This is a genomic window from Shewanella gaetbuli (assembly GCF_023284065.1).
GTDB classification, from domain to species: Bacteria; Pseudomonadota; Gammaproteobacteria; order Enterobacterales; family Shewanellaceae; genus Shewanella; species Shewanella gaetbuli.
In genome coordinates this window covers 67675-90555 of record NZ_JAKIKP010000008.1, presented here as the reverse complement: position 1 = coordinate 90555, position 22881 = coordinate 67675, and the positions used below count along the sequence as shown (strand labels likewise).

Here is a 22881-nt window from a genome sequence, read left to right as displayed (position 1 = left end):
TTACTTTTTGTTTTGATTGGCAAACTGTTCAAAGATACTCGAAAAATCAAGTTTGCCATGGCCTTGTCTGGCATGATTTACATATAAACTTCTGGCTAACGCGCCCATTGGCGTACTTGAGTTTGACGCCATTGCCGTTTGTTGAGATAAGCCCAAATCTTTCACCATCAGGTCGACCATAAAGCCACCTTGATATTGATTAGACGACGGAACATTTTCCATCACATCAGGACATGGATTGTATTTCTCTAGTGTCCAATTACCACCGCTACTGACCTTCATGATATCAGACAACACTTTGGGATCTAAACCATTATCAATGCCTAATTGCAGTGACTCACTGGTGCCCACCATTAATACCGACAACAGCATGTTATTACATATTTTAGCTATTTGACCCGCACCAACGTCACCCGCATGGAAGATATTCGCCCCCATCACCTTTAATACGGTTTGTGCTTGTGAGTAAGCATCTTGAGAGCCTCCACAAATAAAGGTTAATGTGCCTGCTGCCGCGCCTGCTGTACCACCTGAAACAGGCGCATCCATAAAGCTAATTCCTTTAACGGCTGCTTGTTGGCCTACCAACTGTGCAGTTGCAGCGTCAATGGTTGAGCAATCAATAAGCAAGGTATTTTGGCTAACAACATCTAATAAACCCGTGCCTTGTTCAGAGCCTAAATATAAGCTTTGTACATGTTTTCCCGCTGGCAACATGCTGATGACAACATCGGCTGAGGCCGCAGCGCCACAAGCGGTTTTTGCACTTAATGCGCCTTGTGCTGTTAAAGTTTGTACCGCAGCTGGGTTTAAATCAAATACCGTGACAGTCATGCCCGCTTTAATTAAATTTGCGGCCATTGGGCCACCCATATTTCCTAATCCAATAAAGGCTACTGTTGTCATAATCAATTCCTTTTATAAATGATTTAATGGATGCTCTTCAGGTAACCAAGGTGATGTTAATAGCTTCACAACGGCTTCTTCAGTCACCTCTTCGGCAGTGGCAAAGCGCCATTGAGGAGTGCGGTCTTTATCAATCAGTAATGCCCTAACTCCTTCACAAAAATCACCATGAGAACAACAGTTAACACTAATACCAAGTTCCCATTTAAAACAATCAGCTAAGCTCATCTCTTGATCTAGCTGCGATTGAGCAAACACTAAAAACCAACTTAAAGGGCTTCCTGACATAGCCGTTTTTTGTGCACGCTGTAACCAAGGTAGTTCAGTGGATAAACTGGAGAGTTGATGATGGACATCTTCAATTTCCCCTGCCATTAATAAATCAATTTGTGGCTGGAATTGTTCCAATGGACTCTCTGGCAGCTTGGCAGATGTATTGTCTTGTAAGCGAATCAGTAGCTGAGTTAATGATTGATGATTGTGGTTTTTATCATCATTCCATTGCACATCAGCCAGAGCGTCAAATAAAGGCTCTTTTTCATCACTTGCCAAAAAGTGATTACCAATAGCGGTATACAATGCATCTGCAGCATTCATATTGTAAGCCGTTAAGCCCAAAAATAACCCCGTTTTACCCGGCATACGGTTTAAAAAGTAACTGCCACCAACATCAGGGTATAAGCCAATGCTGATTTCTGGCATTGCTATTCGGCTTCGTTCAGTAACAACGCGGTGGCTACCTGCTGCCATCAGTCCTAAGCCGCCGCCCATCACAATACCGTCACCCCATACCAGCACGGGTTTGCCATATTGATGTAACAAGTAATCGAGTTGATATTCTAGTGTAAAGAAGTCACATGCCGCTTGCGTCATTTGATTTGGCATAGCAACAGAGGCATGATAAATCGCTCTAACATCGCCACCAGCACAAAATGCTTTTTCGCCTGCGCCATCTAGCACTACGCAGGCAATACTATCGTCCTGCTGCCAAGCTAATAATTGCTCAGTCATGGCTTTCACCATGTCTAAATTAAGCGCGTTTAACGCCTTCTCAATATTTAAGGTGACCACGCCTATAGATTTACCAGACAAGGTGCCTAAGGTTTGAAAAATTACATCTTGAGTCATTAGCCATTCTTCCAATTTGGTGAACGTTTTTCTAAGAAGGCGTTAACCCCCTCAGCCTGATCTTCTGTATCAAATAATCCAATAAATAACTCACGCTCTAAAGGCAGCGCATGATTGCGAGGCTGTTGTCGCCCCGCCTGAATTAAGGTTTTACACACACTCACACTACTGGGCGATTGCTTAGCCACATTCGCAGCTAACTCGCGGGCTTTTACTAAACTTTGCCCCTGTGCAACCACCTCTTCTACTAAACCAATTTTTTCAGCCTGTTCAGCTTTTAGGCGTTCACCACACAAAATCATCCGTTTTGCCCAACCTTCGCCAACCAAAGCGGTTAGGTTTTGCGTACCACCAGCACAAGGTAATAAGCCAACTGTTGCTTCTGGTAACGCCATTTGCGCTTGTTGTTCAGCAATACGAATATCACACGCTAGCGCCACTTCTAATCCCCCACCCATGGCATAACCATTGATGGCCGCAATAGACACGCCTCTAAATTGGCTTAGGGTTTCAAAAGCATCACCAAAGGCTTTCGCCATTGTGGCAGCATTGGCTTTATCACCATCGGCAAACAGTTTTAAGTCTGCCCCAGCAGAGAAAAACTTCTCTCCTTGTCCGGTAATAATTAGCGCATAAATATCTTTATTATCATTAAGGGTTAACACGGTTTGTTTTAATAAATTCAAACTGTGCGCTGTCCAAATATTTGCCGGCGGATTATTCAGGGTTAAAATTGCCGTGTGTTGCTCAATACTGACTAAAATAGCGTCATTTGTCATGAGAGGTCCTTTTAAAATTTAGCAGTAATTCTCGAATCGGATCATCGAATCGGATCATCGAATCGGATGCGCGTTGTCATCTAATAGTCGACGGGCAATAATTAACCGCATAATTTCGTTGGTGCCTTCAAGAATTTGATGAACACGCACATCTCTGAAATGACGCTCTAATGGATATTCACGGATATAACCGTAACCGCCATGAATTTGCAGTGCCGCATCACAAACTTGAAAACCAATATCAGTAGCAAAACGTTTTGCCATAGCACAGTACGCGGTGGCCTCTGGGTCTTGGGTATCTAATTTAAATGCCGCTAAGCGTACCATTTGTCTTGCCGCTACAAGTTCAGTGGCCATATCCGCTAATTTAAATTGTAAGGCTTGGAATGCCGCTAACGGTTTACCAAACTGTTTCCGCTCATTCATGTATTGAGTAGCACGGTCTAACGCTGATTGCGCTGTGCCAATTGAACAGGTAGCAATATTGATTCTGCCGCCATCTAGGCCTTTCATGGCAAAGGTAAAACCTTGGCCTTCTTCACCTAATAAATTTTCAACTGGAACACGAACATTTTCAAAACTAATTAATCGAGTCGGCTGCGCATTCCAGCCCATTTTGTCTTCAGCTTTACCATAGGTTACGCCGTCGGCATCTGCTGGAATAGCAATGGCTGAAATGCCTTTCGCGCCAGCTTCACCTGTACGGCACATTACCACTAACAGCTCGGTTTCACCCGCGCCTGAAATAAACATTTTTGAACCATTAATCACGTAATGGTCACCATCGCGAACCGCTTTAGTTTGCAACGAAGCAGCGTCACTACCTGCTCCCGGTTCAGTTAAACAATACGAAGCTAACTGGCTACCGGTGGTTAAACTTTCAGACCATTGCTGACGTAGCGTCTCAGTTCCCCATGTCGTCACCATCCAAGTGGCCATATTATGAATCGTCAACATGGCTGTTGTGGCGGTACAACCATATGAAAGCTCTTCAAAAATAATTGAGGCATCAAGGCGTGACAAGCCCATGCCACCTTCTGATTCGGGAGAATATAATGAACAAAAACCTAACTCACCCGCTCTTTGAATGACATCTTTTGGAAAATGATGCTCTTCATCCCATTTGGCAGCAAACGGTGCAAGTTCATCGTTGGCAAATTGTTTGGCTAAATCGGCAAACTGACGTTGATCTTCATTTAAATTAAAGTCCATGGTAACTCCTAATTTTTATTATGCTGTGACTCTTGGGGTCACTTTTTGAGGCAAGCGGAGTACGCTTACTGTAGGTCTTGTTATTTAGGTTTATTGCTATAAATTGAGTATTTCAGCAACATTGAACGGGACACAATAACCAATATTGTGGGTAAACGTGTCCCGAACAAACACTATTTGAGGTTAATACTCATGTTAGGTCCTGAAACGGCATCGGTATCAAACCAGCGAGAGGTAATAGTTTTGGTTTCGGTATAAAAACGTACCGCCTGCTTACCATAAGCATGTTGATCACCATAAAAACTGCCTTTCCAACCCGTGAATGAGAAGAAAGGTAATGGCACAGGGATAGGTACGTTAATCCCCACTTGACCCACTTCAATTTCATGTTGGTATTTACGTGCTGCGCCGCCAGAAGCGGTAAAGATTGAGGTGCCGTTGCCGTAAGGGCTGTTATTCACCAGTTCAATAGCATCATCTAAGTTTTCAGCTTCCATACAACACAGAACAGGGCCAAAGATCTCTTCTTTATAAATACTCATGTCTGTGGTGACTTTAGTAAACATAGTTGGGCCAACCCAGTTGCCTGATTCGTAACCTTCAACGGTAAAGTCACTGCCGTCTAACAAGCATTCAGCTCCTTCTTGCTTACCTTGTTCAATGAGCGACAACACTCTGGCTTTAGCTGCTGGGCTAATAACTGGGCCATAGGCAGCATTTTCGTCATTCCATAAGCCTGGACGCACTTTTGCTAACGCCTCTTTTAATTCAGGAATCCACTCTTTTGCTTTACCCACAAATACCGCAACAGAAATAGCCATGCATCGTTGACCTGCTGCACCGACAGAGGCACCAACAAGGTTATTAATAACTTGCTGCTTATTAGCATCAGGCATAATGACACAGTGGTTTTTAGCCCCAGCAAAAGCTTGTACACGTTTAAGATTATCAGTACCGGTTTTATAGATATATTGACCAACACCTACGGAACCCACAAAAGAAATCGCTTTAATGGCTGGGTCTTGTAACAAGATATCAACGGCGGTTTTATCCCCATGAATAAGTTGTAATACCCCTTTAGGGGCGCCGGCTTGTTCAAATAATTCCACCAAACGCTGTGGTGTCATTGGATCTTGTTCTGAGGGTTTTAAAATGAAAGTGTTACCACATGCAATAGCCAGTGGGAACATCCATAATGGGATCATCGCGGGGAAGTTAAACGGGGTAATACCCGCACATACACCTAAAGGTTGAGTGTAACTGTAGGTATCAATGTTACGAGCAACATTTTCAACCGTTTCACCCATTAATAAAGATGCCACATTACAAGCGTGTTCTGCTACTTCAATACCACGCCACACATCGCCTTTGGCATCTTCAAAGGTTTTACCGGTTTCTTGTGCCAGTATGGTGGCAATTTCATCGTGATGTTCTTTTAGTAAATGCTGATAACGCAGCATTACCCGAGCACGCTCAGAAACAGGCACTTCTTTCCAAGTTTTAAAAGCTTCCTTTGCACTGTGAATAGCTTGTTCAACTTCGCCAGGCGTCGCGGCATTAATTTTGGCAATCACGCTATTGTTAATCGGGTTAGTCACATCAATATTATGTGTCCCTTGGCCCACGGTAAACTCGCCATTAATGTAGTGCTTAACTTGAGTGGTCATCTTTTTCGTCCTTTAAAGGGTTTTGTTCGGGTTAACCGCGCGCTTTAATTGTTGTTTTGAGTCGTTTTTTGTACTCATTGCGCTGTATATGTATAAACCCATGTCTTGTTGAATTTAACTTACAATTGAGCCATTAAACTTCAATTGCCATAGCAGTCGCTTCGCCACCACCAATACATAATGAAGCAACACCCCGCTTTAAGCCGCGCGCTTTAAGTGCATGAATTAACGTCACTAATAAACGTGCGCCTGAACAACCAATTGGATGGCCTAGGGCACATGCGCCGCCGTTAACATTCACTTTGGCGTTATCTAGCCCCAGCTCAGAAACCGCTAACATCGTGACCATGGCGAAAGCTTCGTTAATTTCAAATAAATCAACGTCATCCTTGCTCCAATTGACTTGGCCAAATAACTTATTCATTGCTCCAACAGGCGCAGTAGTGAATAAAGCAGGCTCTTGTGCATGAGTTGTGTGGCCTTTAATAGTGGCTAACACGGGTAAACCTAAGTTGGCGGCTTTTTCGCGTGTCATCAGCATTAATACTGCGGCACCATCTGAAATTGAACTTGAGTTTGCAGCAGTAATAGTGCCGTCTTTAGCAAATGCAGGACGCAAGCTAGGGATTTTATCTGGACGCGCATTACCGGGTTGTTCATCGGTATCAACAATCTTGTCGCCTCGACGATCACTTACCGTAACGACGGCGATTTCGGCATTAAATGCCCCAGAATTAATAGCCTTGTTAGATTTTTCTAGAGAACTTAGGGCAAAGTTATCCATTTGCTCGCGGGTTAGGCCATATTCATCAGCGGTTTTTTGGGCAAATGTTCCCATTGCGCCGCCGGTGTAGGCATCTTCAAGGCCATCTAAAAACATATGGTCAAGGACTTTGCCATGGCCCATGCGCATGCCGCCACGCGCTTTGTCTAATAAGTACGGTGCTTGGCTCATGCTTTCCATACCACCCGCAACCACAACGTCTGCACTGCCTGCTTTAATTAAATCATGAGCAAGCATGACGGTTTTCATACCTGAACCACACACTTTATTGACCGTAGTTGCGCCAACATTTAACGGTAATCCCGCACCTAATGCTGCTTGACGAGCAGGTGCTTGGCCTAACCCCGCAGGCAATACGCATCCCATTAATACTTCATCAATAGTGGCAGCTGAAATGTTGGACTCGGTTAGCATAGCTTTAATCGCTGTGGCAGCTAACACTGGAGATGGAACAGTTGATAATGAGCCTTGGAAGCCTCCCATAGGGGTGCGTTTAGCACTAACAATGACAATATCTTGTGCCTGATGGCCTGTTTCAACTTGCGATGAACTCATAACGACTCCGAAATAAATTTGATTTAACGGTCAATACATTTCTACACTTTGACGTTTACGCGAACGTAAAGCAAGAGCTAGTCAAGCTAAGTGACACAAGTTTTTTGTGATAATTGTCAGTGAAGATTTACACTTGCAATAAAATCGGCTTTAGAAGTAGCAAGGAGTCGAACTAAAAAAGTAGAAGAACAGTTAGGAGTGTATCTAAGCTATGGAGTGTTAATAGATGATATAAAAAGGCTCAAGTCACTACGCCACTGGCATAAAATCATGATGTCAGTGGCGACTTTAATGACCTAAATGGATTAGATTACTTTCGGCTTTCCCATGGCGTCATTTGACTCATATCAGACAAGTCGTAAGGCGTTAACTGATAAACATAATAATTTAACCAGTTACTCACTAACAGGCTGCCGTGGCCATGCCAACGAGCGATAGGATCTTTGGTGGGGTCATTATCACGATAATAATTAACCGGAATATTAGGCTCAAGACCCTGGCCTAAGTCTCGTTGATACTCATCATGCAATGTTGGCTTTTGATATTCAGGATGCCCCATTACAAATAAGTTTCGATTATCTTTACTTAACACAATATAAGCACCGGCTTCATCTGAGTGTGCTAGTACATCGACCGCTGGATGTTGATGTAAATCTTCGATATTAATTTCAGCAAATCGAGAATGTGGCGCAAAAAATTCATCGTCGAAACCACGTAATAACGGATGAGGCTCACTCACTCGGCTATGATTAAATACCCCTGAGCGCTTTTGTGGCAGCAAACCTCTTTCAATACCATATAAATGAAATAAACCTGCATGAGCCGCCCAGCATAAAAACAATACCGAGGTTACATGCTGCTGTGACCAATCAATAATTTCTTTGATATGCTCCCAGTACACCACATCTTCAAAATCTAGCTGCCCTAATGGGGCGCCAGTAATAATTAACCCATCATAATTATTATGGCGAACGTCTTCAAAGTCTCGATAAAACGTGTTCATGTGGTCAACGGATGTATGTTTCGACTCTTTATCATGAATCCGCAGTAAGTCGACATCCACTTGTAAAGGCGTATTGCCTAATAGCCGAAGCAGCTGTGTTTCGGTTTCAATTTTGTTCGGCATCAAATTTAAAATCAGCACTCGCATGGGGCGAATATCTTGATTCGCAGCGCGAGTTTCAGACATAACAAAAATATTTTCAGACTCTAAAATACCCGCTGCAGGTAAATTATCAGGAATTCGAACAGGCATACTTCTCACCTTTTCTTAAAAAACAATAAAAACGACTTAGTTGACAGCATCAACGACCACAGTAATGGGCTTAGATTGACTAATATCAACTGGATATGATTGGGTATTAATAAATTTGAGACTGTTATCTACCGAAATTTTTGCCCTGATTGAATAGCGATGGCCGTCAACAAAATCAGACTTTGGTAAAACAAATTCAAAAGGAGTAACCGAAGACACAGGACTGAGTTCATACTCCGCTAACACCACAGCCTTTACATCTTGTAATGACACATCTTGCAATTGGATATTGATCACAGAATTAGCAGGTAACGCAATTCGCTGTTTATAAATAACTTCACCAGAAACTGACACGGTTTCAACGCTCGACTGACAAGCCGATAAGCCGATAACCATTGTTGCTACAGATAAAATTTGCTTCATCACCTTCAATTACCCCATCACACAAAGTAGCTTACCATCATACATAAAGACATCTAGAAGTCTATACATCTGAAGTTGAAAAGTTTTCGTACTTGTTATCTCTAATAGTTGTTTCTATCATGAGTGACAATTTAAGACCAACTAATATGAACACCACCCATGACAACCATTGCCACAGCTATGATTATTGGCGCAAGCTCTCAGTTGAGTAAAGAAATTGCCCGCCAACTTGCAGCTCAAAACGTAAAATTACTGTTATTTGTACCCGAACCTGCAGCCATGGATGAGTTTGCTAAAAGTTTACCAACATCAACCCAAATATTACCGTTATCCATTTTTGACTCTCAAGCACTTATTAACCAAATTAGTGAAGCATGGAATAAAGAAGAAGGCGCTCATTTGGTCATCGTTAATACCGGTATGAATGGTTACGACGCCAGCTTACCGTGGAAGCTAGAGCAAGGAATTATTGATGTAAATGTCACAGGGTTTGCCGCCATTTGTAATTGCGTATTCAAATTGATGGTCGAGCAAGGATATGGCCAACTTGCAGCAATAAACTCTATTGCAGGCCAACGTGGTGGCCCCAGCATGGCTTACCATGCATCAAAAGCCTTTGCGGCAAACTACTTTGAAGGCCTGAGCATGCACGCTCAAAGATTAAAATTGCCTATCACCATTAGTGATATTCAGTTAGGTTTACTCGATAAAGCCGCCTTACAACAAAGTCGTTTCCTTTTACCGCCGTTAGATAAGGTTGCTAAACAAATATTAACTGCACTGAAAAAAGGTAAACGCCGAGTATATGTCACTAAACGTTGGCGTTTAGTTGCCTGGATAAACCGCATGCTGCCAGAATATATTTATAACACTCGCCACTGGAAAGCGAAAAAGAAAAAGCACTAACGTCGCCCCATGGCAAGTTTTACATAAAAAAATAGGAGCCCTAGGCTCCTATTTTTTCAGATATTCGCAATTAGAACTTATACCCTACACTGACCATGTAAACCCATGGATTAATGTCTGTTTCAATCGTGACAGCTACTGAATCACTCCCACCATTTGGGGCATAATTAAACGACGCATCAGTTGAAATGTCAGCATACCAAACTGATGCATTCACTAACCAGTTACTGTTGATCTGATAATCTAGACCCACTTGTGCAGCAAGCCCCCACGAGTTAGACAAACTTAAATCAGATAATCGATTGTCGACGTCATTTGTAATTTCGTTATCAAAAAAGTTGGTAAAATTAACCCCTACGCCAATATATGGACGAAGTTTTGATTGAGCATTACCAAAATAATACTGAGCTACTAAGGTAGGTGGTAAATGCTTAGTTTCAGCAATCTTTAGGTCACCTGCAACAGAAATATCATGAGAAAATGGAGTAGCAGCTAGTAATTCAACTGCCCAGTTGTCAGTAATCATGTAACCAAAATTTAAACCAACTTGAGTGTTATCATCAACAGAGAATTGTCCTAAATCCCCTAAATCAGGAGTCACTACATTTTGACTTGACTCGTTTGGCGCAACCATTACCGCACCAAATCTAAATAAGAAATCACCGGCTTCATGTGCAATCGCAGTAGAAGACACACCAGCAGAAAGTAAACTTGCAGCAACCAATCCTAACGTTAATTTTTTGTTCATCATCTCACTCCATCAAGGCAACATATGGACGTTATTCGTTACATCCTTAACATTTGCCGCCACTCTGCCAGAGTTTTACCGCATTAACCTTGATTTAGATCAACAACTTCTCATACGCCTAAATAGGTAGTGTTTTATCAAGCACCAAGTTGATCTAGATCACACTTAGCCGTTGAAACATTATTTAATGATTGATAACAATACAATTTAAGCTCAATAAATATACTGCCACTAATAATTGAATTAGTGACCTTGTAATAAAAACTCTTCTGCTTTTTCTATACTGCGAGATTTGCCAACCAGCATAAGAATATCATTGCGTTGTAATACCCAGTTGTCTGGAGCTGGCTCAGTTTCCAAACCTTTACGTCTTATGGCTCTTAGCTCCACATCTAAATCACGCCAAGGTATGTCCACAACTTTGCGCCCCACGCTACTGGCATTGGCACTTAGCGATACCGCATGTAATGAGTCTAAAGTGAAATCGGTTTCGCTTCCTGAAAAGAAGCCGTGTAAATATTGATAATGATTTCGGCGTTCTGACTCTAGTCGTTTTATGATACGCGGTAATGGCACGCCACATTTATAAAGTACTTGCGACACTAGCATCAAGCTGCCCTCTAATGATTCAGGAATAACTTGTGTCGCGCCAGCCTCTTTGAATTCACTTAGATTAGAATCGTCACGGGTGCGGATTAAAATTTTGGCATTGGGGGCCAGTTTTCGACTCACAGCAAGGGCTTCCTCCGCCTGCCGCTCTTCAGCAAAAGTCACCACAACCATACTGGCTTGGCGAATCCCTACTCGCTTGAGAATCCCCATCTTACATGCATCACCAAAATAAACCGGCTCACCTGCACCACGAGACTCCGCCACCCTAGTGGGGTCTAAATCTAAAACAATATAATTAATCGCTTCGGTTTTAAGGAAACGTGCAATAGTCTGCCCTACTCGGCCATAACCTAAAATCACCACAAAGTCTTCGTTATCAGAATCATTAGGAAGTGGAATAGCTTGAGATAACATCTCTCCAGAAGGTTGGTAACCTTTGAACTTTTTAGCAATATCAACACTATGTCGAATTAACCAAGGGGCGAATGACATAGAAATCACCGCAACCGATACTAAAATGGTGCTCACTTCAGTATCTAGTAATTGATAATTCACAGCTAAAGCCAGTAATACAAAGCTAAACTCCCCCACTTGAGCGAGGCTAATTGCAGTGCTTAGTGCAACATTGCTATGCTCACCCACTAATTTCAGAATCGTGTAAATAACAGCGGCTTTTATTGTGATAGCAACGATTAATACCACTAAAATTTGCCACCAATAATGAAATACCAGCTCAAAATCTAATAGCATGCCAATAGAAATGAAGAACAGCCCCATTAACAAATCTCTAAAGGGACGAATGTCGGCTTCTAACTGCCGACGATACTGGCTTTCTCCCAATAACATGCCTGCAATAAAAGCCCCTAAAGCCATAGATAAACCTAGCCACTGGGTAAAAGCGCCAGTGACCAAAGCAACAACCAGAGTCGATAATACAAACAACTCATTAGAACGAGAACGAGCAACCTCGTCAAAAATCCGTGGTAATACCCACTTACCAAATGACATCAAGCCAATGAACGCCAATATTCCAGTGAATAAACCATACAGAATGTTATTAATACTCATTTGGTTACCATCACTTGCTAGCAAAGGCAGTAAAATGAGCATAGGGATGACGGCTAAATCTTGAAATAATAAAACACTAACAGACAACTCACCATGACGTCGACGAAGCCAACTGAGCTCATTAAGTAGTTTTAAAACAATGGCAGTAGAAGATAATGCGATAGCACAGCCAATCACCACAGAAGCAATCAAATTTTGACCAAATAGATAAGCAATTGCACCGGTAATTAACGCGGTCATCAAAACTTGTACACTGCCGACGCCAAATACGGTTCTTCGCATTGCCCAAAGACGTGGAACAGAAAACTCTAGCCCTAGGGTAAACATTAATAACACTACACCCAATTCAGCGACATAGTGCACCTGATGTTGAGAAAACCAATGTAATCCACTTGGACCACTGATTACCCCAGTAAGCAAATACGCTAAAATTGCGGGCAAGCCTAATCGCCCTAAAAAAGCAATCGCGATAATAGCTATAACCAACATAAACAAAATATGTAAAAACATATTATGTTCCATAGACTGCTCCCTCCTGTCAAAAATCCGCCAGCATTAATCCATTAAAGAGTTAACAGAATAGCACAAAAACAAACAAATCCTTAAAAATCATACCTATTTGTATCATGGCGTAAAAAGTGCATAACAGTACGTGTTAGACAACCAGAAACATATCAACCCTTAACTCCTTGGAGTGTATTATGGACTATGCTATTGCTACTGAACTACACCATGAAGAATATTGGTTTAGGGCTGAATCCCCGATACAAGCAGCATCTGAGCTTGACCTAGTGCAAGTTATGCAGCAATTTCACGCTAGTTTAGATCCAAGAACCGTCTTTGCCTGTTACGGCAAAATTATCGGCCAATATTTGCCGATTAAATCTTTACGCCTTTATATTGATGACCAAAAATTCACTTTAGGCCGCAACAATGGGATTGAACTGGTAAGAGAGATAAATACTGAACAGAATAGCTATAAGGTACATTATTTTTTAACCCTGCCACTGACTCCAACTCAAACTACACAATTAGCTCAACTTGAATCGATTGTGTTACCCGCATTTTATAATGCAATGAAATATCAAAAAATGGCCAACCAAGCTATGTTTGATGAACTCACCGGCTTAGGTAACCGCTATTACTTTAAAAAGTGTATCAACAAAAGTTTAGCGCGTGCTAAGAGACAGCAAGGCAAGGTGTCATTAATCGTATTAGATTTAGATAAATTTAAACAACTCAATGATACCTTTGGTCATATTATTGGTGACGAAGTACTTTGTGCATTTTCGAATCTTATTAATGACTCTATTCGCGATACTGATCAAGCATTTAGAATCGGTGGCGACGAATTTGTCATCGTGACAGAAGGTGATGCTGATGCCGCTAGTCTGGTTTGTAATAGAATCATTAATCAACTTCCGCTTCAGCCAGAGTTAACCGTCTATAACGTTAAGTGTAGCTTAGGCGTGGCAGAGTCGAGTGAAAATGACCTGTTAAAATCACTTTATAGCCGGGCAGATCATGCGATGTATTGTGCTAAAGCGGCTGGCAGAAACTGTTTTAAAGTAGCTGAAAATAGCTAATACTCAGTAAAGTGAACCAATAAAATTAGCACTAAAATACATTACCAAATAGATAAACCAGGCAAGTTATCCTGCTGCATAAACCGTTTATCCACCCATAATCCTATCGCAGCGACCAAGGTATCACCATAGTAAAGCAAAGGGACTTGTTTACGACGCCAAGGGGCAATACCAACCTCCTGCCATAATTTTTTCAATTCTCTAGGTTTGTGACGAGCATTCAAATGAAACTGCGGATAACACTTCACTTTTCCTGGTTGATCAAAACGTAAACTCACCGACTGGTTCGCCTGCGGAAACACTAGCCGATGCCCTGAATGAGTTTTGTTGATCGTAAAGTGGCGCTGATAAGCCGTTAATTCAAGGACATGTGACGAATGGCTAAACCAATCAATCACGGCTTGATTCAAATCATTTTCATGAGATTCATCTTGAGATAATGTCGCTGCAGGTAACCCATATAAGTGCTGATTAAAGCGTTTGATCACTGTCCCTGAATATTCAATATGAACATTGGCATCATCTTGAGCGGTTAACGCTTGGGTTAATACTTGTGCTAATTGAACTTGTGATGGCATAACCAGCCCTAATGAATCAATATAACTTCTTAACAGTTCTGTTTGCCAAGCAGTGGTATATTTCGACAACAACGCAATTGATAAACCCACCCCATTAGCCTGCATACTGAGAGGGTCTTGAGGACGGTCAATTAATAACGGCAGTTTATGCTGCACTTCTTCGTCAATCATTTGTTGTTGCTGTGCAATTAGATTTGCACTGCGATTAGCCGTCTGGGTAATACTAGGCCAACGATCTTTTAATAATGGAATGACGTTCAAGCGTAAAAAGTTACGATCAAAACGGTCATCTTGATTACTATCATCTTCAATGTGTTGCAGCGAATTGGCTGCTGCAAATTGCTCTATTTGTTGCCTGTCGATGGATAAAAGAGGCCTTAACTTAAAATATTGCTGTTCAGGTTTACCCGATAACTGCACTTCACCCATTGAGGCGAGCCCTTTGGGCCCTTGGCCACGTTTTAGCGCCAGTAACAAGGTTTCAAGTTGATCATCCTGATGATGGGCAGTTAATAAAATATCATGTTGATTAAGGTGGCTTTCAATGGCCTGATAACGTGCTTGGCGGGCAACGGCCTCCAAACTTTGACGTGATTGTTGAACTAATGTGACGTATTCAATTTGAAGCGGTAATTGATAACTATCAGCGCGATTTTGACAATGCTTTACCCAATCATCTGCATACTGACTCAAGCCATGATGAACATGAACAAGCAAATATTCAAACTGCGGGTGCAGCTTGGCAAACTCACTTAGCCCATAAGCTAATACTTCAGAATCGACACCACCGCTATAAGCTAATACGATCTTGCGCTTATTGGTTGAAGAATAAGGCTCTGAATCCGTTTTGTGAGCCCTTTCAATAAGCTGTGCTATTTTATCGACAAGGTAAGCAATATCCATCCGCGGTTAACCCCGTTAATTGAACACTATTTTGACGTTTTCAGAGCCCAATTGTGACTCAATTGCTAGCATCAATTCATCAGATGGGTTAACGCGCCATTCATCACCTAACACAAGTCTGCCAGTGGCGTTTTCTTGTAAGTAATTAATCACAACAGGTACAGCACCATTTTTCCAAGGAGTAATAATCTCTTCAAACTGGGCTAACCACTGCTCAGACAACTTATTGGCATAAACGGTCAACTCTACAGCCTTAGCAAAGTGACTTCTGGCTTCTCCAATTTCAATAATATTACGACCATTCATACGGTTACCGCCTGAAAAGTCATCAAAACTGACATCACCTTCACAAATTAGAATTTTGTCTTTTTCTAATAAGTGACCAAACTTTTCAAAAGGTTCGGTAAATAACATGACCTCTAAGCGAGCACTTTTATCATCTAAGGTCACTAAGCCCATTTTAGAACCTCGCTTGGTGATCATAACCCTTGTGGCCACGACTAAGCCCGCTGCCTTGACGGTTTTGCCCCGTTCAGTGGGGTGAATATCTTTTAATCTGCCAGAGGTATATTGTTTTAATTCAGCCAAGTACTGATTAATTGGGTGCCCTGTTAAATACAACCCTAATGTTTCACGCTCGCCTTCTAGCCATACTTTGTCTGGCCAAGGAGTACATTCTACAAACTGTTGTTTGTTATCGTCTGGTTCAGCATTCAGTAAACCAAACATATCATGCTGACCAATCTCTTGAGCTTTAGCATGCTGTGCTGCAGCGCGAATCGCTTCAGGTAATGTGGCCATCATTGAAGCTCTATGCGGGCCTAAATTATCTAACGCGCCAGCGCAAATAAGCTTTTCAATGACACGCTTGTTTAGTTTCTTTAAATCAACTCTGGCGCAAAAATCAAATAAATCCTTAAAAGGGCCATCTTCTCTAGCTTGTAAAATTGACTCAACGGGGCCTTCACCTACCCCTTTAATCGCCCCAATGCCGTAAACGATATTTAAGTCATCATCGACGGTGAATTTAAATAATCCTTTATTCACATCAGGGGGAATAAGTGGCAAGCCCATTCGTTCACACTCATCAACCAAGGTGACAATTTTATCAGTGTTATCCATATCGGCCGACATTACTGCCGCCATAAATTGTGCTGGATAATGAGTTTTAAGCCATAAGGTTTGATAAGAAACCAGTGCATATGCCGCCGAGTGAGATTTGTTAAATCCATAGCCAGCAAACTTTTCCACCAAGTCGAAGATTTTCATCGACAGTTCACCATCAATTCCGTTATTGATAGCACCCTCTTTAAAAATACTCCGTTGTTTTGCCATTTCTTCAGGTTTTTTCTTACCCATTGCACGACGCAACATGTCTGCGCCACCTAGGGTATAGCCCGATAAAACCTGAGCAATCTGCATCACCTGTTCTTGATATAAAATAATGCCGTAGGTTGGTGACAGTAGCTCTTTTAATGATTCATGCTGATATTGTGAATCAGGGTAAGACACCTCTTCACGACCATGCTTACGCTCAATAAAGTTATCTACCATGCCTGATTGCAAAGGCCCCGGACGGAACAAGGCAACCAATGCAATCATATCTTCGAAACAGTCAGGTTGCAGACGCTTAATCAAGTCTTTCATACCACGGGATTCCAACTGGAATACTGCTGTGGTTTCATAGCGTTGAAGCAATCTAAATGACGCTGGGTCATCTAGAGGAATCGCTTCAATACGAACAGGCGCTTTACCTTCCTTTTCTAGGCGTGGATTGATCATCTGCAACGCCCAGTCGATAATGGTTAAGGTTCTAAGCCCCAAGAAATCGAATTTTACCAACCCTGCGGTTTCTACGTCATTTTTATCGAATTGAGTAACCGGGTTTAGGCCTTCTGCGTCACAGTATAATGGTGAGAAGTCAGTAATACGGGTAGGCGCAATAACCACCCCGCCCGCATGCTTACCCGCGTTACGCGTAACGCCCTCAAGACGACGGCACATGTCAATGAGCTCACGTACATCTTCATCTGCATCATATGACTCTTGTAGCGCGGGCTCGACTTCAAAAGCCTTCGCCAATGTCATGCCAGGTTCTGCCGGTATAAGCTTCGAAATTCTATCGACAAAACCATAAGGATGGCCAAGTACACGACCTACATCACGTACTACCGCTTTAGCCGCCATCGTACCGAAGGTAATAATTTGCGATACCGCTTCGCGGCCATATAACTCCGCGACATGGTCAATAACCTCATCTCGCCTATCCATACAAAAGTCGACGTCAAAGTCGGGCATTGAGACACGTTCAGGGTTAAGGAATCGCTCAAATAGTAAGTCGAACTCTAGTGGGTCTAAGTCAGTAATTTTAAGGGCATATGCCACCAAAGAGCCTGCACCCGAGCCACGTCCTGGGCCAACAGGAATACCGTTGTCTTTACCCCACTGAATAAATTCCATTACAATCAAGAAGTAACCAGGGAATCCCATTTGGTTAATTACTTGCAGCTCAATATCAAGACGCTCATCATATTCAACGCGCTTTTCGGCTCGAACGTCTGGATCAGGAAATAAAAATTCTAACCTTTCTTGCAAGCCTTTTTGCGACACATCAACTAAAAAGTCTTCAATAGATAAGTCACCCGTAGGGAAGTTAGGTAAGAAGTATTCATGCAGTCGAATGGTCACGTTACAACGTTTAGCGATTTCTACCGTATTGGCAATTGCAGCAGGAATATCTTTAAACAGCTCACACATTTCTTCTTCACTACGAAGATATTGTTTATCACTGTACGTTTTAGGACGGCGGGGATCGGCTAAGGTATAACCATCATGAATGGCGACACGAATCTCATGAGCTTCAAAATCATCTGGGTTTAAAAACACGACTTGATTAGTCGCTACAACAGGTAAACCAGTATTTGAGGCTAATTCTACCGCCATATGTAAATAGCGTTCTTCATCGGGCCTATCTGTTCTAATTAACTCTAAAAAGTAACGGTCTGGAAAATGAGTTTGATAAAAACTCACTAGCTCATCCACTTGACCTTGATTCCCTTTTAATAACGCTTTACCAATGTCCCCTTCTTTAGCGCCAGAAAGAATCAAGATACCTTTGTTATATTTAACTAACCATTGTTGATCAATAACCACGCGACCATTTACTTGGCCACGTAAATAAGCCTCACTGATCAGCTGAGTTAAATTTTGGTAGCCATCATTATCCATGGCAATAATGGTCAGCGCACATAACTCTTGATCAAAACTTGGCACTTGCATCCAAAAGTCAGCACCAACAATGGGCTTAATGCCCGCACCATGCGCGCCACCATAAAACTTTACTAAGCCACAAAAATTGTTTTGATCTGTAAGTGCAATCGCTCCCATGCCCTGCGCTTCTGCGGCAGCTAAAATGGGTTTCACTTTCGCGACGCCATCACACATTGAAAAATCACTGTGAACGCGTAAATGCACAAAACGAGGATCGGACATAATATTCTTATTCTTTGAAGGTAAAAAATGATGAGAATTTCAAACTGAACAACAGACTAACAAACATTCATTTTGCTGCCAATGAATTCAGGTTAAAGGCAATAAAAACTTCAGAAATAGTCAGCTTAATTGGCGAATGACTTAGCGTTTAGCAATACACTCAGCAACGGGTTTGAAACTTTTTCTATGTTGCTCTAATACGCCGAACTGAGCCAGTGCCTCGAAATGCGCTTTGGTCGGGTAGCCTTTATGTTTAGCAAAACCATATTGAGGATACTGTGCATCTAGCTGTTCCATTTCTTTATCGCGTACCACTTTGGCGATAATTGAAGCGGCACTAATACAAGGCACTAAACCATCGCCTTTAATCACTGCATGAGCTTGTATACCAAAATCAGGCACTCGATTACCATCTACCAATACCGATTCTGGAGTAATAGTCAAACCTGCAACAGCTCGCTGCATTGCTAACATGGTGGCATGTAGAATATTAAGTTGATCAATTTCAGCTGGTGTCGCACGCCCTACACTCACAGCAAGTGCGTTCTCTAATATTTGTTGATAAAGCACATTACGGCGTTTTTCAGTCAACTTTTTAGAGTCGTTTAAGCCTTCAATAGGCTTAGCTGGGTCAAGTATTACAGCAGCCGTTACCACATCACCTACTAACGGCCCACGCCCCACTTCATCAACGCCAGCCACTAAACCAATGGAAACTTGCTGAACTTGTTCAGGGGTAATGTTTTTTATCACCACAGGTAAATTGGCATTAAACATGTAAACTCACTATTGACTATGATGGCGGCTAAAAGTGCCACGGGGTTACTTACTTGGTAATCAACTCAACTACGGCATCAGCGGCACGCTCACTGGCATCACAACGAATTTGATTATGTATTTGAGTGAATTGATTTAATAAAGGTGCAAAGTCTACATCCAGTTGTTTTATCACTTCGTTGGCAATCAATTGTGGCTGACAGTCTTCTTGGATCAATTCTGGCACTATAGTGTCATTGGCCAATAAATTAGGTAATGAATAATTACTAACCAACATCATCCGCTTTGCAATGGCATAAGTGATTGGACTAACTCGATAAGCCACCACCATAGGGCGTTTAATTAACATTGCCTCTAATGTTGCCGTGCCTGATGCCAGTAAAATACAATCAGCTGCCGCCATAACTTCACGTGATTGCCCTTCAACTAATTCTACGTCTAAATCTGGCGCATGTTCTGCTAAGGCTGTGAGGAACTGAGCTTTCCTTGCTTCATTCACCAATGGAGTGACAATTTTAATATCTGGGTAATGATTTTTGACCAATTGCGCGGCTTTAACAAATGGTTCAGCCAATTGTTTAAGCTCACCACCACGAGAGCCTGGCAATACAGCCAAGTATTCGGCATTCAAATCTAAGTTAAGCTGTTTTCTAGCATTCAGCTTGTCACTAACAAGCGGAATATCATCCGCTAAAGTATGACCAACAAAAGTACAAGGAACTTGATGCTTATCATAAAAAGCTTTCTCAAACGGCAATAAAGACAACACCATATTAGTGGCTTTGGCTATTTTGAAAATTCGTTTTGGGCGCCATGCCCACACAGATGGACTAACGTAATGAACCGTTTTAATGCCCTTATTTTTCAGTTTAAGCTCTAGGCCAATATTAAAATCAGGCGCATCGATTCCAATAAAACAATCAGGGTTAATATCGACAATTTTCTCAATCAAACTCGAACGCACTTTGAGCAATCGAGGCAAGCGAGATAACACTTCCACTAGCCCCATTACCGCTAACTCTTCATACGAAAACCAAGATTGAAATCCTAATTCATCCATGCGAGGACCACCAATGCCGACAAATTGTGCATCAGGGTAGCGTTGCTTTAATGATTTAATTAAACCTGCACCAAGAATATCGCCGGAGATTTCTCCGGCGACCATGGCAAAAATACGAGGGGAATGATCACTCATGAGATTGCTTATCGAATAATGCCACGAGAAGAACCGGTAATAAAATCAACCATTGATTGAACATGCGGTTCATTTTCAGCATCAGTTTTAATTTCTGCTAATGCTTCTTCAATGGTTAAATTCTTACGATAAAGTGCTTTATAAGTGCGGCGAATAGCATGCTGGGTTTCTTTGCTGAAGCCTCTACGCTTAAGTCCTTCAACATTAAGACCTCTTGGTATCGCGGGAGTCCCTGCAGCCATAACAAATGGTGGAACATCTTGGAATACCGTTGAAGATCCTGCTGTAAAGGCATGTGATCCAATTTTTACAAACTGATGTACGCCTGTCATACCACCTAAAATAACATGATCATCAACATGAACATGGCCAGCAATCGATGCATTATTAGCCATAATAACGTGATTTCCTACCACGCAATCGTGGGCGATATGCACATAAGCCATAAATAAGTTATTCGAACCAATACGCGTTTCGCTATTGTCTTGAACCGTACCACGATGAATCGTCACTGACTCACGAACAATATTATTATCACCCATAATTAGACGTGTGGGTTCACCGGCATATTTTTTGTCTTGGCATTCTTCGCCAACAGATGCAAATTGGAAAATGCGATTACCTTTACCAATAACTGTTGGACCTTTAACTACCACATGTGAGCTTATCCAAGTATCATCGCCAATCTCAACATCAGCACCGATATAAGTCCAAGGCCCAATGGTGACATTGTTGCCAATTTTTGCATCAGGGTGAACGTACGCTAATTTATCAATCACTTTTGAATCTCTCTTCTGGCACACATTATTTCAGCAGAGCACACGACTTCACCATCAACTCGAGCTTCACCTTCAAACACGCCTATACCACGACGTTCTTTGATCATTTTGACGTGAAAATGAATCTGGTCACCGGGTTCAACAACACGTTTAAAACGTGCTTTATCAATACCCGCAAAATAATACAATACATCTGGAGAAGGCTCTGTACTCATGGTTTTAAACGCAAGTAAACCCGTTGCTTGGGCCATTGCTTCTAAAATAAGTACTCCAGGCATTACCGGTTGTACTGGAAAGTGGCCTTGAAAAAAAGGTTCATTGATAGTCACATTTTTGATGGCATGCAATTGCTCACCAACGGTGTAATCTAATACGCGGTCTATCAATAGAAATGGATATCTATGAGGAAGATATTTCAGAATTTCTTTAATATCCATTGTGTTCAATTCGTTCGACACTCTTGTTTCCTTAATAAGGTTCAATGAGATTCAGTTTATAAACTATTAATCTTGTTTTTGCGCATTCTCAAGCTGTTTAACTCGAGAAAATAAATCATCTAACTGACGGAATCTGACGGTATTACGTCGCCAAAGTTTGTTTTCCGTTGCAACAGTTGCTGATGAGTAGACGCCTTTTTCACGGATGACACTCGTCACATTGGTGCCACCGCTAATGTGTACACCATCAGCCACTTTGATATGGCCCGCGACGGCTGAATTACCACCAATAATGCAATATTTGCCTATTTCGGTACTACCAGCAATAGTCGTACTTCCCGCGATAGCCGTGTTCATTCCTATAATGGCATTATGAGCCACTTGAACTTGGTTATCGATTATCACACCATCATGTATTTCTGTATGTGATAAAGCACCACGGTCAATGCTAGTACAAGCACCAATTTCAACATTATTACCAATTCGGACACCGCCTGTTTGCGGGATTTTTATCCAAGTACCGCGCTCATTAGCATATCCAAAGCCATCAGACCCAATCACACTAGCAGAGTGCACAATGCAATTCATCCCAATATGAACATCATGGTATACGGTAACATTAGCCCATAAACGAGTATTTTGGCCAATTATTGACGATTCACCGACAACCGTTCCGGCGCCAATCTGAACGTTATCACTTAATATAACGTTCGCAGCAATCACTGCATTGGCTCCAATAGAAACATTATCACCTAACTGGGCGGTAGGGTCGATAAATGCACTTGGATGAATCCCTTGCGCTGCTGCCGGGGTAGTATCTAGCTGTTGCGCAATGCGCGCAAAACCGACATAAGGGTCAGCTAAAATAATTGCCGTACCCTTATAGTCTTGAGCATTTTGTTCAGTCATTAATACCGCGGTTGCTTGAGTTTGTTCGAGCTGTGCACGGTATTTACTGTTGGCTAGAAAAGAAAGTTGGCCTTCTATGGCATCTTCAAGTGTTGCAACACTGGAGATAACTTGCGAGTCATCTCCCTGTACAACAGCATTTAATAACAGGCCTACTTCTTTTAAAGTCATTTGCTGCATAA

At 42.0% G+C, this 22881-nt stretch carries 19 protein-coding genes; 2 read left to right on the top strand and 17 right to left on the bottom strand.

Going from position 1 to position 22881, the window contains the following annotated elements; genetic code table 11:
• The 8 genes from mmsB to L2672_RS11680 all read right to left on the bottom strand — a co-directional run bounded on the left by mmsB (position 1) and on the right by L2672_RS11680 (position 8709).
• Positions 1–906 carry a 3-hydroxyisobutyrate dehydrogenase gene (gene mmsB, locus L2672_RS11715; RefSeq protein ID WP_248996037.1) on the bottom strand — a complete coding sequence of 302 codons (906 nt, stop codon included), beginning with the start codon at positions 904–906 and terminating at the stop codon, positions 1–3.
• Positions 907–918: 12 nt separating this feature from the next.
• Positions 919–2034 carry an enoyl-CoA hydratase/isomerase family protein gene (locus L2672_RS11710; protein WP_248996036.1) on the bottom strand — a complete coding sequence of 372 codons (1116 nt, stop codon included), beginning with the start codon at positions 2032–2034 and terminating at the stop codon, positions 919–921.
• Positions 2034–2813, bottom strand: a complete 780-nt coding sequence (locus L2672_RS11705; RefSeq protein ID WP_248996035.1) for an enoyl-CoA hydratase — start codon at positions 2811–2813, stop codon at positions 2034–2036. The genes L2672_RS11710 and L2672_RS11705 overlap by 1 nt, the downstream gene beginning before the upstream one ends.
• A gap of 54 nt (positions 2814–2867) precedes the next feature.
• Entirely contained in the window at positions 2868–4025 is a 1158-nt protein-coding gene (locus L2672_RS11700; protein WP_248996034.1) for an acyl-CoA dehydrogenase family protein, read from the bottom strand.
• Positions 4026–4198: 173 nt separating this feature from the next.
• A complete protein-coding gene (locus tag L2672_RS11695; RefSeq protein ID WP_248996033.1) occupies positions 4199–5692 on the bottom strand; it encodes a CoA-acylating methylmalonate-semialdehyde dehydrogenase in 1494 nt (497 codons plus the stop codon).
• 133 nt (positions 5693–5825) lie between these two features.
• Complete coding sequence (locus L2672_RS11690) at positions 5826–7031, bottom strand: acetyl-CoA C-acyltransferase (RefSeq protein WP_248996032.1); 1206 nt, start codon at positions 7029–7031, stop codon at positions 5826–5828.
• 310 nt (positions 7032–7341) lie between these two features.
• Complete coding sequence (metA, locus tag L2672_RS11685; protein WP_248996031.1) at positions 7342–8286, bottom strand: homoserine O-acetyltransferase MetA; 945 nt, start codon at positions 8284–8286, stop codon at positions 7342–7344.
• A 36-nt stretch (positions 8287–8322) separates the two neighbouring features.
• Positions 8323–8709: a YbaY family lipoprotein gene (locus tag L2672_RS11680; RefSeq protein WP_248996112.1), complete on the bottom strand. Its 387-nt coding sequence runs from the start codon at positions 8707–8709 to the stop codon at positions 8323–8325.
• 159 nt (positions 8710–8868) lie between these two features.
• Here L2672_RS11680 and L2672_RS11675 point away from each other — a divergent pair, with 159 nt between their 5' ends.
• Positions 8869–9615 carry an SDR family NAD(P)-dependent oxidoreductase gene (locus L2672_RS11675; RefSeq protein ID WP_248996030.1) on the top strand — a complete coding sequence of 249 codons (747 nt, stop codon included), beginning with the start codon at positions 8869–8871 and terminating at the stop codon, positions 9613–9615.
• A gap of 70 nt (positions 9616–9685) precedes the next feature.
• On the opposite strand, the gene ompW is transcribed toward L2672_RS11675, so the two are convergent.
• Positions 9686–10366 carry an outer membrane protein OmpW gene (gene ompW / locus L2672_RS11670; protein WP_248996029.1) on the bottom strand — a complete coding sequence of 227 codons (681 nt, stop codon included), beginning with the start codon at positions 10364–10366 and terminating at the stop codon, positions 9686–9688.
• A gap of 240 nt (positions 10367–10606) precedes the next feature.
• Positions 10607–12565 (bottom strand): monovalent cation:proton antiporter-2 (CPA2) family protein, encoded by a 1959-nt coding sequence (locus tag L2672_RS11665; protein ID WP_248996028.1) that lies wholly within the window; start codon positions 12563–12565, stop codon positions 10607–10609.
• 179 nt (positions 12566–12744) lie between these two features.
• Here L2672_RS11665 and dgcS point away from each other — a divergent pair, with 179 nt between their 5' ends.
• Positions 12745–13629 (top strand): diguanylate cyclase DgcS, encoded by an 885-nt coding sequence (gene dgcS, locus L2672_RS11660; protein ID WP_248996027.1) that lies wholly within the window; start codon positions 12745–12747, stop codon positions 13627–13629.
• Between the two features lie 41 nt (positions 13630–13670).
• Here the strand turns inward: dgcS and tilS are convergent, their stop codons facing one another.
• The 7 genes from tilS to lpxD form a co-directional block, all read right to left on the bottom strand.
• Positions 13671–15110: a tRNA lysidine(34) synthetase TilS gene (gene tilS / locus L2672_RS11655; protein WP_248996026.1), complete on the bottom strand. Its 1440-nt coding sequence runs from the start codon at positions 15108–15110 to the stop codon at positions 13671–13673.
• A 15-nt stretch (positions 15111–15125) separates the two neighbouring features.
• A complete protein-coding gene (gene dnaE, locus L2672_RS11650) occupies positions 15126–18602 on the bottom strand; it encodes a DNA polymerase III subunit alpha (RefSeq protein ID WP_248996025.1) in 3477 nt (1158 codons plus the stop codon).
• Between the two features lie 141 nt (positions 18603–18743).
• A complete protein-coding gene (gene rnhB, locus L2672_RS11645; RefSeq protein WP_248996024.1) occupies positions 18744–19379 on the bottom strand; it encodes a ribonuclease HII in 636 nt (211 codons plus the stop codon).
• A 49-nt stretch (positions 19380–19428) separates the two neighbouring features.
• Positions 19429–20574: a lipid-A-disaccharide synthase gene (gene lpxB, locus L2672_RS11640; protein ID WP_248996023.1), complete on the bottom strand. Its 1146-nt coding sequence runs from the start codon at positions 20572–20574 to the stop codon at positions 19429–19431.
• Positions 20575–20582: 8 nt separating this feature from the next.
• Complete coding sequence (lpxA, locus tag L2672_RS11635) at positions 20583–21353, bottom strand: acyl-ACP--UDP-N-acetylglucosamine O-acyltransferase (RefSeq protein WP_248996022.1); 771 nt, start codon at positions 21351–21353, stop codon at positions 20583–20585.
• Positions 21350–21811 (bottom strand): 3-hydroxyacyl-ACP dehydratase FabZ, encoded by a 462-nt coding sequence (fabZ, locus tag L2672_RS11630; RefSeq protein WP_248996021.1) that lies wholly within the window; start codon positions 21809–21811, stop codon positions 21350–21352. The genes lpxA and fabZ overlap by 4 nt, the downstream gene beginning before the upstream one ends.
• 45 nt (positions 21812–21856) lie before the next feature.
• Entirely contained in the window at positions 21857–22879 is a 1023-nt protein-coding gene (gene lpxD, locus L2672_RS11625; protein WP_248996020.1) for a UDP-3-O-(3-hydroxymyristoyl)glucosamine N-acyltransferase, read from the bottom strand.
• Between the last annotated feature and the right edge of the window lie 2 nt (positions 22880–22881).

Excerpts from the sequence above, each read along its gene's own strand:
- mmsB (WP_248996037.1), bottom strand. The coding sequence starts at position 906 with ATGACAACAGTAGCCTTTATTGGATTAGGAAATATGGGTGGCCCAATG.
- L2672_RS11710 (WP_248996036.1), bottom strand. The coding sequence starts at position 2,034 with ATGACTCAAGATGTAATTTTTCAAACCTTAGGCACCTTGTCTGGTAAA.
- L2672_RS11705 (WP_248996035.1), bottom strand. The coding sequence starts at position 2,813 with ATGACAAATGACGCTATTTTAGTCAGTATTGAGCAACACACGGCAATT.
- L2672_RS11700 (WP_248996034.1), bottom strand. The coding sequence starts at position 4,025 with ATGGACTTTAATTTAAATGAAGATCAACGTCAGTTTGCCGATTTAGCC.
- L2672_RS11695 (WP_248996033.1), bottom strand. The coding sequence starts at position 5,692 with ATGACCACTCAAGTTAAGCACTACATTAATGGCGAGTTTACCGTGGGC.
- L2672_RS11690 (WP_248996032.1), bottom strand. The coding sequence starts at position 7,031 with ATGAGTTCATCGCAAGTTGAAACAGGCCATCAGGCACAAGATATTGTC.
- metA (WP_248996031.1), bottom strand. The coding sequence starts at position 8,286 with ATGCCTGTTCGAATTCCTGATAATTTACCTGCAGCGGGTATTTTAGAG.
- L2672_RS11680 (WP_248996112.1), bottom strand. The coding sequence starts at position 8,709 with ATGAAGCAAATTTTATCTGTAGCAACAATGGTTATCGGCTTATCGGCT.
- L2672_RS11675 (WP_248996030.1), top strand. The coding sequence starts at position 8,869 with ATGACAACCATTGCCACAGCTATGATTATTGGCGCAAGCTCTCAGTTG.
- ompW (WP_248996029.1), bottom strand. The coding sequence starts at position 10,366 with ATGATGAACAAAAAATTAACGTTAGGATTGGTTGCTGCAAGTTTACTT.
- L2672_RS11665 (WP_248996028.1), bottom strand. The coding sequence starts at position 12,565 with ATGGAACATAATATGTTTTTACATATTTTGTTTATGTTGGTTATAGCT.
- dgcS (WP_248996027.1), top strand. The coding sequence starts at position 12,745 with ATGGACTATGCTATTGCTACTGAACTACACCATGAAGAATATTGGTTT.
- tilS (WP_248996026.1), bottom strand. The coding sequence starts at position 15,110 with ATGGATATTGCTTACCTTGTCGATAAAATAGCACAGCTTATTGAAAGG.
- dnaE (WP_248996025.1), bottom strand. The coding sequence starts at position 18,602 with ATGTCCGATCCTCGTTTTGTGCATTTACGCGTTCACAGTGATTTTTCA.
- rnhB (WP_248996024.1), bottom strand. The coding sequence starts at position 19,379 with ATGTTTAATGCCAATTTACCTGTGGTGATAAAAAACATTACCCCTGAA.
- lpxB (WP_248996023.1), bottom strand. The coding sequence starts at position 20,574 with ATGAGTGATCATTCCCCTCGTATTTTTGCCATGGTCGCCGGAGAAATC.
- lpxD (WP_248996020.1), bottom strand. The coding sequence starts at position 22,879 with ATGCAGCAAATGACTTTAAAAGAAGTAGGCCTGTTATTAAATGCTGTT.